Below are 13700 nucleotides of genomic sequence, written 5' to 3' on the forward strand. Positions count from 1 at the left end.
GAACGGCGTCCGGTCGACCTGAACTGACGATCTCGAAAGCACGCATAGGGCACCGTATTATCGTTTTGTGATCGACCTCGAACCCGCGTTCGGCCATTTTCTCTTCGAGGTTGCGCAGGCTCAGCGAATACGCCACGTACGATCGCACACACGGCAGCATCATGTCCACTGGGTAGTGCACCCGTTTCAGCACCTTCGCGATCCAACTCGGATTACCCCTTCAACGCTTCGATAATCTGAACACGCACATCAGGCCGCTCGGCAAACGGATCAGTCGGATTACGCGGCGTCACGATATCCTCAGCGCGCGTTTTCACTGCGGCAAGCGCGTGCGGATGCGAGAAGATATAGAACTGCTCTTTGCGGATCGCATCGAACACCATACCCGCGACCTCTTGCGCACTCACCTTCCCCGAACTCACCGCCTTTTCGCTCATCACTCGCGACACGCGTTGCGATAAGGTCAGTGGCGTGTCGTTGTCCAGTTCGGACGGACGATTGCGATGCGCCTTCGCAATCCCCGTCAGTACGAAGTACGGGCACAGCACCGAGCACGCCGCCGAAGGCGTCGAGCGTGGCGCGGGCCAGTGAGTCGATTTCCTCGCCCTTCGCGACATCGACGCGGCGCGCGATGGCCTGCGCGCCGGCCGCGCTCACCTCGGCGAAGGTTTCATCGAGTGCGTCCTGTTGTACGTCGGCGAGTACCAGCAGCATGCCCAGCTTGGTGCCAAGCCGTGCGAACTCACGGCCGAATCCGGAGCCCGCGCCGGTGATTACCGCAACCTTGCCTTCAAAATTGTCCATGCCTTGTCCCATTGCCAGTTGGTGTATTTAGCCAGGTGTATTCAGGCGTCTCGATCCGCGGTGCTAACGCGCGGCGGGATAGTACTGCTCGCGCAATTCCCGTTTCAGCACCTTGCCGATCGGACTGCGCGGCAACGCATCGACAAAGGTCAGCGCGGAGAGCCGCTGCATCTTGCCGAGCCGTGCGTTGACCCAGCTCAGCAGCGTGTCGGCGTCGATCGGTGCAGCCGGGCGACGCACCACGAACGCAACCGGCGTCTCGCCCCACTGCTCCGACTGCGCGCCCACTACGGCCACATCCGCGACATCCGGGTGCGAGCACAGTTCAGCCTCGAGATCACTCGGATAAACGTTGAAGCCGCCCGAAATGATCATGTCCTTCTTGCGATCGAGGAGAGTCAAAAACCCGTCTGCATCGAAACGGCCCATGTCGCCCGTGCGGATGAAACGCTTTCCGCTCAGGTCGTACCACTCCGCCTCGGCAGTCTTGTCCGGTTGACGGTAGTAGCCGGTCATCATCGCGGGCGAATGGCCGACGATTTCGCCGACCTCGCCCGCTGCGACCTCGTTGCCGAGTTCGTCGATCAGACGGATGTCGTGACCTTCAACCGGTTTGCCGACCGTATGCAGCTTGGTGGGATATTCGTCGGCCTCCAACTGACACGAGCCGCCGCCTTCGGTCATGCCGTAGTACTCGGTGAGCTTGCCCGGCCAGCGGCGCACCACATCCGCCTTCACGCTCGCCGCGAACGGCGCGCTGGTGCAGAACTTGGCCTGGAAGCTGGAGAGGTCGTAAAGATCGAAGTCCGGATGCGCCATCAAGCGTTGATACTGGACCGGCACCAGCATGGTGTGCGTGACGCGGTACTGTTGCGCCAGCTCGAGATAGCGTGTGGCGTCGAATTTCGGCATCAACACGACTGTGCCGCCGAATGTCAGCGTCGGCATGAAACTCACGAGCGTCGTGTTCGAATACAACGGTGTGGAGATCAGCGTCGTGGCGTCTGGGCCATAGCCGCGTTGGATGCTGCGCACCGCATAAGCCCAGCGCATGCCGTGCGATTGCACGATGCCTTTCGGCGTACCCGTGGTGCCTGACGAATAGATGATGTTGAACGGCCACGCCGGATCGATCGTCACGGCTTCAGGCGTTGCGCCCTTGGGCGCGAGCCACGCTTCAAGCGCCATGCTGCCTGCGTGCGCATCCAGCGCGACGGGGATTGCGCTGATCTCTGCGGCCACCGGTTCGAGGAGACGCTTGACGTCGGCATCGAGGAACAGCAATCGCGCACCCGAGTTGCCGATCATGCTGACAAGACTCCCCGCGCTCGACGACGGCGCGAGCGGCGCAACCGCCGCCCCTGCCCGCAGCCCGCCGAGAAACACCACGGTGTATTCCACCGAGGCGGCCGCGCATAACGCAATCGCGTCGCTAGGCTTGATACCGTCGCGCTGCAATGCGGCGGCAAAGCGATCGACTCGTGCGTCAAGCGCGGCATAAGTCACGATCTCGCCGTCGCAGATCAATGCCGCGTGCTCACCACGTTCTTTGGCGAAGCGGCGGAGCATGTCGGTGATGCAGACGAACGGTTCGTCCAGTAAGGCTTCGAGCCATGTCATGACGAGGCGCCTCCTGTGCTGCCAGTGCTGCCGTTGCTACCGTTGTTCTCACTGGCCGCGGCCGTGCGTGCCGCATCCTCTTCCTGCAACTTGCGCCACAGAATCTTGCCGCTGCCAGACTTAGGCAGCGACGTCACGAACTCGACAATGCGCGGCGCCTTGTAAGACGCCATCTGTTCATGCGCCCAGTCGATGATCTCCTGCTCGGTGATCGTGCCGGCATGCGCCGCTGCGGGCACCACCAGCGCCTTGACGGTTTCGCCGCGCTTCACGTCCTTCACGCCGATCACGCACACCTCGTGGATCGCGGGATGCCGGTACATGAGCGCCTCGACTTCCGCGGGCCACACCTTGTAACCCGAAGCATTGATCATGCGCTTGAGGCGATCGGTCATGAAGAAATACCCGTCCTCGTCGATATGACCGAGGTCGCCGGTACGCAGAAAACGCTTGCCGTCGAGTTCGATAAACGCTTCTTCAGTCGCTTTGGGATTGCGCCAGTAGCCTTGCATCACCTGCGGCGCGTTCACGATAATCTCGCCGGTTTCGCCTTGCGGTAGTTCCTGCAACGTGACCGGATCGATCACGCGCGAGTCCACATCGAATACGGGAATGCCCAGGCACTGCGGCTTCGGCCGATGCGGGGGATTGATGTGCGTGCCGGCGATCGTCTCCGACATGCCGTAGCCTTCGACGTAATCGAGCCCCGTCAACGACTTCAGCTTTCTGGCAATCGCGTCCGGCATCGCTGCGCCGCCGCCGCGTGCGCCCGTCAGGCTCGACAGATCGTATTCGCCGAGCTTCGGGTTCGACAGAAAATCGACCATCATCGCCGTGATCGACTGCCACGCGGTCACGCGATATTTCTGCATGCATAGCGCCGCCGCTTCCCGATCCCAGCGCGGCAACACGATAATCGTGGCGCCGGAGAAGACCGCGCTGTTCATGCCGCCTTGCATGCCGGTCACGTGAAAGAACGGCAATATCGATAGATACACACCGTCCGGCGGTGCCGAGAACCAGACGCAGCCGCCGAGCAGCGTGCTCATCACGCTGCGGTGGGTATGCATGCAGCCCTTGGGCTTGCCGGTGGTGCCGGACGTGTACGGCATCACGCACAGATCGTCTGGACCGGTGGTGAGCGGACCCGGCGCGATATGCCGTTCGAGCACCTCGCGCCAGGGCGTGACGCCGGGGATATTGAAGGTCTTGCGCGGCGCCGCCACGAATTCCGGCACGGGAATCGGCGATGGCCGCTTCAGATAATCGCTGTACGTCGCGACGACTACGTGCTCGATGCCCTTCCCCGGCCCCCTGCCGATCAGCGGCTCGACGTTCGCGAACAGGCATTGCGGCGCGATGATCGTGGTCGCCTCGCTGTCCTCGACGTAATGCGCCAGTTCGCCGCTCATGTTCATCGGATTGACCGGCACCACAACGGAGTTCGCACGCAGGATCCCGTAGTAAGCGATGATCCATTGCGGGCTGTTCTGCATGTAAAGCAGCACGCGGTCGCCCGCTTTGACATGACATTCCTGCAGGAGAAATCCCGCGATACGCTCGGTTTCGTCCTTGAACTCGCCGAAGGTAACCGGCGTGTCGTAGAAGACGATGAACGGCTTGTTGGGAAAACGCGCCGCCGACACCTCGGCGTTATAGAAAATGTTGGTCTCGGGCAGCGTCAGATGCTTTGGCACTTGCGGCGGCCAATTCGGGTGATGGCGTTCGTTCATCGGCGTCTCCTGCCTTACTGTCTGTGCGCGTTTCACACGGATGGTGCGCGCTTCGTTCACATCCGCCGCGTGACGGTCGCGGCTGGCTAATGAATCAGGGAAATCAGTTGAATCAGCGGCTTCAAGAACGACCGAGGTGGCGCCCAAGCTCCATCTTCGCAATGGCGTTACGGTGCACTTCGTCAGGGCCGTCCGCAAAACGCAGCGTATGCGAGACCTCTCAATCAAACAATGATCGAGCCGCCATCCACCGCGAAATACTGGCCCGTGATATGACGCGACGCTTCACTCGCGAGGAACACGATCGGACCTTTGAGGTCCTCGTCGCCGCCGAGACGCTGCAACGGCGTGCGCGAGACGATGTTGTCTTCGAGTTTGTCGAGCAAGCCCGCCGACATCTTCGACGGGAAAAATCCCGGGCAAATCGCGTTGACGTTGATGTTGTACTTGCCCCATTCCGCGGCGAGCGCACGCGTGAAGTTAATCGCCGCGGCCTTGGAGGTGTTGTACGCAATCGTGTTCATGCCGGGTGGCGAACCCTTCAGCCCCGCCACCGACGCGATGTTGATGATCTTGCCCGCACGACGCGGGATCATGCTGCGCTTGCCGACTTCACGAGCGACAAAAAACGGCGCATGGACATTCAGATTCATCACCTTGTGCCACGCTTCGTCGGGATAGTCCTCGGCAGGTGCGCCCCATGTCGCGCCCGCGTTGTTCACGAGAATGTCGATGCTGCCATGCAGGCCGAGCACTTCGTCCACGAGACCGGGGATACCCTCGAAGCGCTGCAGATCGTTGACGATGGTCTGTACTTCGATACCCCGGCTTTGCAGATGCATTTTTGCTTCGGCGAGTTCATCGGCCTTACGCGCGGTGATCGCCACGCGACAGCCCATTTCTCCGAGTGCTTCAGCCATTTGCAGGCCTAGCCCGCGCGAGCCTCCGGTGATCAGTGCAACCTTGCCGTCCAGTTGAAACAGGTCTTTCACAGACATTACGACGCTCCTCCAGGTTGTTCTGCAATGCAGACTTTCATTCCAGATTTTCCAACCATCATACGTGCCGAAATTCAGCCTGTAAATAAAAGCACGATCATTCACTTTTGATTTAAACTGACATGCATCGACGATGGGCGGGTCACCGGGACTTACCCGAATACCGCACTTTTTAATCGAGCCGCGTCTATGCGATTTCGTGGGTTTCCGCGCTTGTCGCGTAGTTGTTCTGCATAGCGGCTTACCTTTGGACGGGTCTTCTCCCATGCAAGATGCGCTGATCATCAACTCGCGTGATCTGGAATTCCAGTTGTTCGAGGTGCTCGAGGCCGAGACGCTCACTCAGCGCGCGCGCCACGCCGACCACACTCGTGAGACTTTCAACGCGGCGCTCGAAACCGCTCATGCGGTCGCCGCCGAAAAGTTCGCACCGCACAACCGTCTTTCGGACGAGCACGAACCGCAATTCGACGGTCAACGCGTCACGATGCCCGCCGAGGTCAAAGACGCACTCGACGCGTTCCGCTCCGCCGGTTTCCTTGCGGCAGGCAAAGACTACGAATGGGGCGGCATGCAGTTGCCCTCGGTGATTGCCTTTGCGTGCCTGTCGCTCTTCAAGAGCGCCAACATCGCCACCTCGTCTTACGCGATGCTGACCACGGCGAATGCGAACGTGATCGAGCGTTTCGGCAGCGCCGCGCAGAAACGCAAGTATCTGCAGGCCTTATTCGAAGGCCGCGCGTTCGGGACAATGGCGCTGACCGAGCCGCAAGCGGGCTCGAGCCTCTCGGACCTCGTCGCCAGTGCAACGCCTAACGAAGACGGCACCTATTCGATCCGCGGCAACAAGATTTTCATTTCGGGCGGCGATCACGAGTTGAGCGAGAACATCGTTCACCTGGTGCTGGCGCGCATTCCCGGCGGGCCGCCGGGCGTCAAAGGCATCTCGCTCTTCACGGTGCCGAAATTCCATGTGAATGACGACGGCAGCCGCGGTGCGCGCAACGACGTCGCGCTCGCGGGTTTGATTCACAAGATGGGCTGGCGCGGCACCACGTCGACGATGCTGTCGTTCGGCGAGCGCGGCGAATGCATCGGCGAGCTGGTGGGCGAACCGCATCACGGTCTCGCGTATATGTTCCACATGATGAACGAGGCACGCATCGGCGTCGGCCTCGGTGCAGTCATGCTCGGCTATCGCGGCTATCTGGCATCGCTCGATTACGCGCGCGAACGGCCGCAAGGACGTCGCCCGGATAACAAGAATCCGCTCGATCCGCAATTGCCGTTGATCGAACACGCTGACGTGCGCCGCATGCTGCTCGCACAAAAAGCTTATGTGGAAGGCGCGTACGCGCTGTGCCTGTACGCGGCGCGCCTCGTCGATGAACAGAACACCGGCGAGAGCGACACCGCACGCGCCGAAGCGGGCCTGCTGCTCGATCTGCTGACGCCGGTGGTGAAGTCGTGGCCCTCGCAGTGGTGCCTCGAAGCGAATAGTCTGGCGATCCAGATTCACGGCGACTATGGCTATACGCGTGAATATCCGGTCGAGCAGTTCTACCGCGACAATCGCCTGAACTTGATTCACGAAGGCACGCACGGTATCCAGGCGATCGATCTGCTCGGCCGCAAAGTCGTGATGAAACAGGGCGCGGCGCTGAAGCTGTTGGGGCGTGAAATACAGCGCAGCGTCGACTCGGCTCGCGTTCATCCGGCACTGCAAGCGTATGCCGATTCACTCAGCCAGGCATGGAGCGAATTGGCCAGCACGGTCGAAGCGTTATTGCCCACGCTCGCCAGCGAAAGCGAACGCGCGCTCGCCAACGCGAATGCTTTTCTCGAAGCGTTCGGTCATATCGTGATTGCGTGGACGTGGTTGCGCCAGGCGATCGTTGCAAGCGCCGCGCTACCTGAGGCGAAGAGCCAGGCCGACGGTGACTTCTATCGCGGCAAGCTGCATGCTTGCCAATGGTTCTTCCATTGGGAATTGCCGCGCGTCTCGCTGATGCTCGCCACGTTGCGCAGTCTCGACGATACGACGTTCAGCATGGCGCCTCAGTGGTTCTAAGCGCTACCGCTCAATGCGGCTTTCGATGCCGCTTGATACCGCCAGACACTGCTCAATGCGACAGCGCGACTTCCAACTGCGTCACCACGTCGATCAGACGTGGCCGCACTTCTTCGAGCAGGAATTCCTTCGAGAGCCTGAACGAAGGTCCGCCAACATTGATCGCCATGATCGGCAACTCACCACCCGGCTGGAACGCACGCGCGATGCCGTTCACCTCTTTCTGCCAGTCCCCGAAAGAAGTCGTCACGCCGAGCGTGCGGTAATCTTCGAGCGCATTCTCGATGCCGCGGCGGGTTTTCGGCCACTGGACGTGATCGAGCTCACGCACCTGCTCCATGAAGCTGAGACGATCGTGTTCAGGGATCGCCGCGAGCCACGCCCGGCCAATCGCGGACGTGGCGACCGGAATACGCGAACCGACTTCCAGCGTCAGCGTGAGCGCAACTGAGGCCCGGCAATTTTCCACATAGATCATCGAGAGCCGGTCGCGCGTACCCAACGACACGGTTGCGCCGATGACATCAGCCAATTCCTGCATCACCGGCCGGGCGATCTTGCGGACATCGAGCCGGGCCAGCATCGCGCTGCCCAGCGCGAGCGAAGCCGTGCCAAGCCGGTATTTGCCGCTCTCTTTCAAATGAATCAGATAGCCGAGCAGCGTCAGCGTGTGGGTCAGACGCGATACCGTCGATTTCGGCAGCTTGCAGCGCAATGCGAGTTCCTGATTGCTCAGCGATTTGTCGCCTGAGCGAAAACACGCCAGCACCTCGAGCCCGCGCGCGAGTGCCGTGACGAAATGCCGGTCGTCCTTGTGCGCCTCGTGCGCCGTCCGGCTCGCGAGAACCGAATTTGCGCTAACGGATGCAGCGGGTGTCTGCTCACCGTCTCCCGCGCTCGGGTCCTCAACCGGGTTATCGATCGGGCTTTGATTGGTTTTGCTCAAAATGAAACGCGCTCCCGCGAAACGGTACCATCCGAAGGACAAACCATAGCCCGGATAGAGAGTGTTCCGGGCTGCGGAATTATAGACAAACGCAAAAAACCGCTCAGACTTCTTCGGTCGGCGCGGATACCACTGGACTGAAAAAGTAAACGACCGCGCCGATCGCAAGCGGCACGACCGTCACGGCAAACAACGCCGAATAGATCCCCGCGTTCGATAGATGCGCCCGTTTGGCGACACCCGCGATCCAGCCGAAACAACTGCTGGTCAGCGCCACGCCGAGAAAAACGAGGCTGTTGAGCAGGCCCAGACCGAGGCCGAGCCGGCGCGGTGCAATGATGGCACGCGCTTGCGACATCACGAGCGGATGGATCGAGCCGACCGAGAACAACACGCAGATCAACGCGACACTGACGCCCCAGTTTCCGTCCGGACTGACCGCGAGCACCAGTGCCGCCAGCACGCCGGCAATCAGCCACAGCAACGAAATAAGCTTGGGTGCACAGAACCGCACGACCACCGGAATACAGAAGGATGCGGCGATCCCGATCACGCTGGTGATGGTCATTGCATTGCCGCGCGCGATAACGTCGAAGCCGTAGACGTCGGCGAGATACGGCCCACCCCATGACGTACGGAACGTGCTGCCGACCGAGAGCGCGAGGCAGGCCGGCATCAAGGTCCAGAAGCCGGTGCGCCGTTTCACCGCGCTTGCCGCATGTTGCGATGCAGCGAGGCTCTGTTCATGCACGGCTGCATCGCGCCGGCGCACGAAGCATACGACGCCAAGCGTCGCGCATAGCATGGCTAACGAAGCGGTAACCATGACCGGACGCCAGCCGAAGCTGGCCGTCGCACGGCTCAGAGGAAATGCGGCCAGCAATGCGCCCGCCATGCCGATCGCGCTCGCGGTCGTGACAGCGCGTACATTGCGCGTGCCGTGGCCGGTATGGAGCACGTAGTTGAGCAGCCCCATAAAGATCGGCGCGCAACCCAGTCCGATGCCGGCTTGCGCCATAAGCGCCACTGTTGCGCTCGTCGTCATCGAAAGGATGCCGGCACACACGGCGCCGATGCCCATCAAAAGCGCGGTCGGTCCGCGCACGCCGTAGCGGTCGAACATGACGCCGACCGGCAGTTGCGCGATGGCGAACACGAGGAAGAACGAGCCCGCGAACCAGCCGAACATTTGCGGAGAGAAATGAAAATCACCGATCAACTGGGTGGAAATCACAGCGATATAACTACGGAAAAACTGACTCAGTACGTAGCTGAAGGTCAGTGCCCACAAGCCATAATCGATCGACGATGCAGCGGCATCCGTGCGCGGTTCGAGTAGTTGTTGCTGTACGCCATCAGACATCTGCGGTTCGCCCCGGATGATCGAAGCCGTCATGATAGGCGAATCGGGCGACGGGCGGCCAGGTCAGTTTTTTCAACGCTCGCGCGTTTGCTGGAGTATTGTTTAAGCGCGCCGGGAGCTTCACGACGTCACTCTTCTACAAGACCGGAGGCTCCATGCGGGCTGCAAAGTGCTTGCAGGCGCGTGTTTTTTGCATGCAACGATGCGAAATCAACTTTTCGAGGAATGGAGAAAACGTGAAAACAGTCAATCTTTTGAAGGCGCTCGGCATCGCATTGTGTGTGGCGACTGCGTCCAGCGCCTATGCCCAGTCGAGCGACGCGATGGCGTCGGGCAGCATGATGGCACCGGCTCCGAATTCGAAAGCGATGAAGAGCACGGACCGCAAGTTGGGTCTGGCCGTGCGCAAAGCTTTGGGCAAAGCGCAGGGTTTTGATGTGTCGAACGTGTTTGTCAAGGCGCGCAGCGGTGCGGTGACGTTGACTGGAACGGTGCCCGATGGCGCGCAAATCCCACAAGCTGAGGAAGTGGCCAAGGGCGTTGCAGGCGTGACGTCGGTGAACAACAAGCTGACGCTCGGCACGCAGGGCGGCGGCGGTGGGGGTTGATCGCGTCTGACGATTGACGAACGACGACCAGTTACGACAGGTAGCGCCGCAAGAGCCAATTTGCGGCGCTGCCTGTCGTTCTGGCGGTTTTCAGCTTATGCGCGCACGAGCCCTGTGATCGGGCGCATGGCCCCGGTCTGGCCGAACAATGTGGCGGCCGTACGCTGCGGATCGAGTCCGAGGCTTTCGCTTGCGGCGCCGGCGAGCAACGCATCCAGCGACATTGTCGGCTTGAGGTCGCGCGCTTCGTATAGGTCGCCCGGTTTCAGGCCAGGCCAGTCGGCGAGCACACGTCCGCCCGCCACCGCGCCGCCCAGCATCATCGCCACCGAGCCGGTGCCATGATCGGTGCCCCCCGTGCCGTTGGCGGCGGCGGTTCTGCCGAACTCGGTTGCCACCACCACGGTGGTCTTGCTCCACAACGGCCCCATGCCGTCGCGCAACGCCGCCAGCATCGTGTCGAGCGCTTTCAACTGATTGGCGAGGCGTGCGTTCTGCGCAGTGTGCGTGTCCCAGCCACCGGTTTCGATCATCGCAATGCGCGGGCCATCGTCGCGTGACAGAAAACCAGCGGCGAGCTTACCGAGGCTCACCGGGTCCTGACGCGCTCCGGCGTCGCCCGCGAGTCCGCGTGCGGTCATGGCCGACTCCCATAGCGGGCGCAATTGCGCATCCTGGTCGTACAACTGCGAGACCCGCATGAGCAGATCGTCAGGCGCCTGCGGCAACCCCGAGGGCGCGTACGAGGTCACCGGCGCGTTGCCGCGCAGCGCCATCGGCACGGTCGGCGCGAAGGCGATCGCATTCTCGCGCGTAGCGGGCATCGATGCGACGAGCCGGTTCAGCCAGCCGTCCTTCATCTGATACGGCGAGGTGCCGCCGGTCTCCAGCACGTTCTGCCCGTCGAAGTGCGAGCGGTCGCGATACGGCGACGCTACCGCGTGCACGAACAGCGCTTGACGATCCGCATACATCGCGGCGGTCTGCACCAGCGAGGGATGCAGCGCGAAGGTGCCGTCGAGCCGGGTCGCCTTGGATGCATCGATCGCAAGCGCACCGCGCAGTGTCGCGTAGGCGGGTTCGGCGTACGGCACGACGATGTTCAGGCCATCGGCCGCACCGCGCTGGATCACGAACACGAAGCGGCGATCCGTGGCGACGCTGGCAAACGCGATCCGTGGCGATACGAGAATCGCGCCCGCGCCGGCAGCGGCCACGCTGAGAAATTTGCGGCGTGAAAACATGGCGTTCATCTCCGTTGAAAATCCGGCGAGACCAGCAACAGGGCGATCGCCGTCGATGCGCTTTCGGCACGCGACACGGCCGCGGCAGTCGGCGCACTGAGCGAGCCGGCCAGCAAAGTCTGGCCGAGCGAGCGCGCATCGAGCCGGTCGCCGACCCGCGACGCGAAACGCTGTGCCACTTCGACCCGGCGCACCAGCGCATCGGGCGCCGCCCAGCTCGCGGCAATGTCGTCGTAGCCCGCAGGCGAACCCGGCCGCCATACCGGCTGACCGAGTTGCGTCAGGATGGGCGCGGCCTGCATGTTGCCGATGTCCTGCCAGCCGAGCCCGCGCATCGAAGAAATGGTCCATTCCCACGGCGTCTTGAACTTCACCGCGGCCGGCGACCACGCCTGCGGCATGTCGAGCAGCGTCCGATACACGGTCGGCAGATCGCCGCCGCTGCGCGCGAACGCATTCGCCAATCGCTCGCTTACGTCCGGCGGCGGATTGTCCGCGACGAAGTGACGGGCAAGCTTGCCGCCGATGTGCTGCGCCGTCGCGGGCGCGCTCGCGAGGTCGTGCAGGATCGCCAGCGCCTGCTTTTCTCCCGGCTGGTCGTAGCGGCGGCCCATGATGGTTCGCGAACCCGGTTCGTGCAGCGCGACGCGAAACACAAACGTGCCTGGAGCGGCGTTCGTCTGCAGACCCTGCCCGCGCGGGTTGCCGGCATTGCCAGGATTGCCCGGATTGCCGGCAAGGCTCCAGCCGGTCAGCGCGCGGGCGAATTCGGTGACGTCGTCCTGGCTATAGCCGCTGCGCACGCCGAGCGTGTGCAACTCCATAATTTCGCGCGCCAGGTTCTCATTCAGACCGCGTTTGACGTTCGGATTGCGCTCCGCGGCGCGCATGGCCGCCATGCTGTCCGGCCCAACCGAACGCGTCTGATCGAGAAACAACTGCATGGCCGGATGACGTTCGACGGCGACCAGCATGTCTTCGAAACGGCCAAGCACGTGCGGGCGGATCGCTTCCGCTTCGAATGAACCGGCCAGTGCCGCGACGGCGGGCTTTTCCGTCGACACCGCGAAGTGATTCGCCCAAAAATGAACCAGCCGCTCGATGAAAGGCGTCTCTGTGGTCAGCGCGCTAGCAACCCGCGCGTTCACCGAGGAACGGTACATGTCGAGAATTTCCCCGCGCAGCGCTTTTCGTTCGGCTTGCTTAGCAGTTTGTGCGGCGGTTTCTGATGCGCTTTGCCCGGTGGTTTGCGGGTTGGTTTGCGGGTTGGTTTGCGCATTCGTCTGGCTGGCGGCTGCGCCTTCGTTGGCGTTCTGTTGGGTCTGCCGGTTCAGTTGATTCAACTGCATGCGCTGCTGTGCCAGTTCGCCGGACAGTGCCACCGAATCAGGCTGGCTCGCCCACGCGGCAGGCCGCGGCTGATATTGCTCGAACTGCGCGAGCAGCCATCCCTTCGGGTCGGCGGGCGGCGTATCGTCGGCACGCGCGCCGAGGCCGAAGCGGTTCAGCGCAATCGCCGCGGCATTCATGTTCGGTGATGTGGCCATACCATCCTCTTGGGCGTTGGATATTTCTTTAAACGACCGCCACGCTCAAATCCGTCGCGGCCGTTCAGAATTTTTTATTCGCCCGACGATTCACTCGAAGATTCACTTGCGGCCGGCTTCGGTGGTTTGTTCGCGTTGGCGGCCTGCTGCGGTTCACGCCACTGTCCGCGCAGCTTCAGGCTGTCGGCGAATTGGATGCGCTCCTCAGGCGACAGCGTCGCCGCAAAATCCGCCACACTGCCCTCCACTTGCGCGCGCAAGCTGCTGTCGGCCTCACGCGTGCGGGCCAACGCTGCGTCCAGTGCCGCGCGATCGAACTGCGGCGCGGCGAGCAAACGCAACACTTCGTGACGTCCCTCACGGCCCTCGCGGGCAAACTGCTTGCCCTCGCGGCGCGCATTCTTCAGGCCGTCGATAAAAGCCTTCTGACGCTCGGCCGGCAGCGTTTCGGCAGCAAAGCGCAACGCCGTGCGCTGCTGCGCCAGCACCGTGGTAGTCGCGCCATGCGCCGCAAACCATTGATAAGCACCCCCGACAATCGCGCCCAGCAGAAACACGTTGAGCACCAGCGAAGCCACCAGCACGATTTTCCATGACCGGCCGTTCATTCGCCGCTCCAATCGGCGGACGAACCACCGAAACTCGAAGTTAAATAAGAGGACTCATGCATTTGCGGAACCGTCCCCGTCAACACAAAGAACGAGACCGCGAAGGCGCCGGCCACTCCGCCCAGCACGCCGACGCCTGCCACCGCCGCACCCGACCA

Annotated in this window: 10 protein-coding genes and 2 pseudogenes; 2 read left to right on the forward strand and 10 right to left on the reverse strand. The window is 62.2% G+C overall.

Annotated elements, in window-relative coordinates; genetic code table 11:
• Positions 1-58 precede the first annotated feature (58 nt).
• The 5 genes and pseudogenes from FSO04_RS16695 to FSO04_RS16715 form a co-directional block, all read right to left on the reverse strand.
• A pseudogene (locus FSO04_RS16695) lies at positions 59-163 on the reverse strand (IS6 family transposase); the annotation flags it as partial.
• Between the two features lie 49 nt (positions 164-212).
• Positions 213-804: pseudogene (locus tag FSO04_RS16700) on the reverse strand (SDR family NAD(P)-dependent oxidoreductase).
• Positions 805-867: 63 nt separating this feature from the next.
• Positions 868-2424, reverse strand: a complete 1557-nt coding sequence (locus tag FSO04_RS16705) for a class I adenylate-forming enzyme family protein (protein WP_154560730.1) — start codon at positions 2422-2424, stop codon at positions 868-870.
• Positions 2421-4157: a long-chain fatty acid--CoA ligase gene (locus tag FSO04_RS16710; RefSeq protein WP_154560731.1), complete on the reverse strand. Its 1737-nt coding sequence runs from the start codon at positions 4155-4157 to the stop codon at positions 2421-2423. Before FSO04_RS16710 ends, FSO04_RS16705 begins: the two co-directional genes overlap by 4 nt.
• A 224-nt stretch (positions 4158-4381) precedes the next feature.
• Entirely contained in the window at positions 4382-5155 is a 774-nt protein-coding gene (locus FSO04_RS16715) for an SDR family oxidoreductase (RefSeq protein ID WP_154560732.1), read from the reverse strand.
• Positions 5156-5420: 265 nt separating this feature from the next.
• On the opposite strand from FSO04_RS16715, the gene FSO04_RS16720 reads away from it, so the two are divergent.
• Positions 5421-7226: an acyl-CoA dehydrogenase gene (locus FSO04_RS16720; RefSeq protein WP_154560733.1), complete on the forward strand. Its 1806-nt coding sequence runs from the start codon at positions 5421-5423 to the stop codon at positions 7224-7226.
• A gap of 52 nt (positions 7227-7278) precedes the next feature.
• On the opposite strand, the gene FSO04_RS16725 is transcribed toward FSO04_RS16720, so the two are convergent.
• Positions 7279-8172 (reverse strand): IclR family transcriptional regulator, encoded by an 894-nt coding sequence (locus FSO04_RS16725; RefSeq protein WP_154560734.1) that lies wholly within the window; start codon positions 8170-8172, stop codon positions 7279-7281.
• A 103-nt stretch (positions 8173-8275) separates the two neighbouring features.
• On the reverse strand, positions 8276-9568 hold the full coding sequence (locus tag FSO04_RS16730) for an MFS transporter (RefSeq protein WP_154560735.1): 1293 nt from the start codon (positions 9566-9568) through the stop codon (positions 8276-8278).
• A 203-nt stretch (positions 9569-9771) separates the two neighbouring features.
• Between FSO04_RS16730 and FSO04_RS16735 the strand changes: the two genes are divergently transcribed.
• On the forward strand, positions 9772-10143 hold the full coding sequence (locus tag FSO04_RS16735; RefSeq protein ID WP_168435711.1) for a BON domain-containing protein: 372 nt from the start codon (positions 9772-9774) through the stop codon (positions 10141-10143).
• 95 nt (positions 10144-10238) lie between these two features.
• On the opposite strand, the gene FSO04_RS16740 is transcribed toward FSO04_RS16735, so the two are convergent.
• The 3 genes from FSO04_RS16740 to FSO04_RS16750 form a co-directional block, all read right to left on the reverse strand.
• Positions 10239-11387, reverse strand: coding sequence for a DUF1501 domain-containing protein (locus tag FSO04_RS16740; protein WP_154560737.1), 1149 nt, complete (start codon positions 11385-11387; stop codon positions 10239-10241).
• Between the two features lie 5 nt (positions 11388-11392).
• Positions 11393-12934: a DUF1800 family protein gene (locus FSO04_RS16745; protein ID WP_154560738.1), complete on the reverse strand. Its 1542-nt coding sequence runs from the start codon at positions 12932-12934 to the stop codon at positions 11393-11395.
• A 74-nt stretch (positions 12935-13008) separates the two neighbouring features.
• Entirely contained in the window at positions 13009-13542 is a 534-nt protein-coding gene (locus FSO04_RS16750) for a periplasmic heavy metal sensor (protein ID WP_154560739.1), read from the reverse strand.
• Between the last annotated feature and the right edge of the window lie 158 nt (positions 13543-13700).

This window comes from Paraburkholderia madseniana, assembly GCF_009690905.1.
GTDB classification, from domain to species: Bacteria; Pseudomonadota; Gammaproteobacteria; order Burkholderiales; family Burkholderiaceae; genus Paraburkholderia; species Paraburkholderia madseniana.

Bases quoted from the DNA above. Each gene is read 5' to 3' on its own strand.
- FSO04_RS16705 (WP_154560730.1), bottom strand. From the start codon at position 2,424: ATGACATGGCTCGAAGCCTTACTGGACGAACCGTTCGTCTGCATCACC.
- FSO04_RS16710 (WP_154560731.1), bottom strand. From the start codon at position 4,157: ATGAACGAACGCCATCACCCGAATTGGCCGCCGCAAGTGCCAAAGCAT.
- FSO04_RS16715 (WP_154560732.1), bottom strand. From the start codon at position 5,155: ATGTCTGTGAAAGACCTGTTTCAACTGGACGGCAAGGTTGCACTGATC.
- FSO04_RS16720 (WP_154560733.1), top strand. From the start codon at position 5,421: ATGCAAGATGCGCTGATCATCAACTCGCGTGATCTGGAATTCCAGTTG.
- FSO04_RS16730 (WP_154560735.1), bottom strand. From the start codon at position 9,568: ATGACGGCTTCGATCATCCGGGGCGAACCGCAGATGTCTGATGGCGTA.
- FSO04_RS16740 (WP_154560737.1), bottom strand. From the start codon at position 11,387: ATGTTTTCACGCCGCAAATTTCTCAGCGTGGCCGCTGCCGGCGCGGGC.
- FSO04_RS16745 (WP_154560738.1), bottom strand. From the start codon at position 12,934: ATGGCCACATCACCGAACATGAATGCCGCGGCGATTGCGCTGAACCGC.
- FSO04_RS16750 (WP_154560739.1), bottom strand. From the start codon at position 13,542: ATGAACGGCCGGTCATGGAAAATCGTGCTGGTGGCTTCGCTGGTGCTC.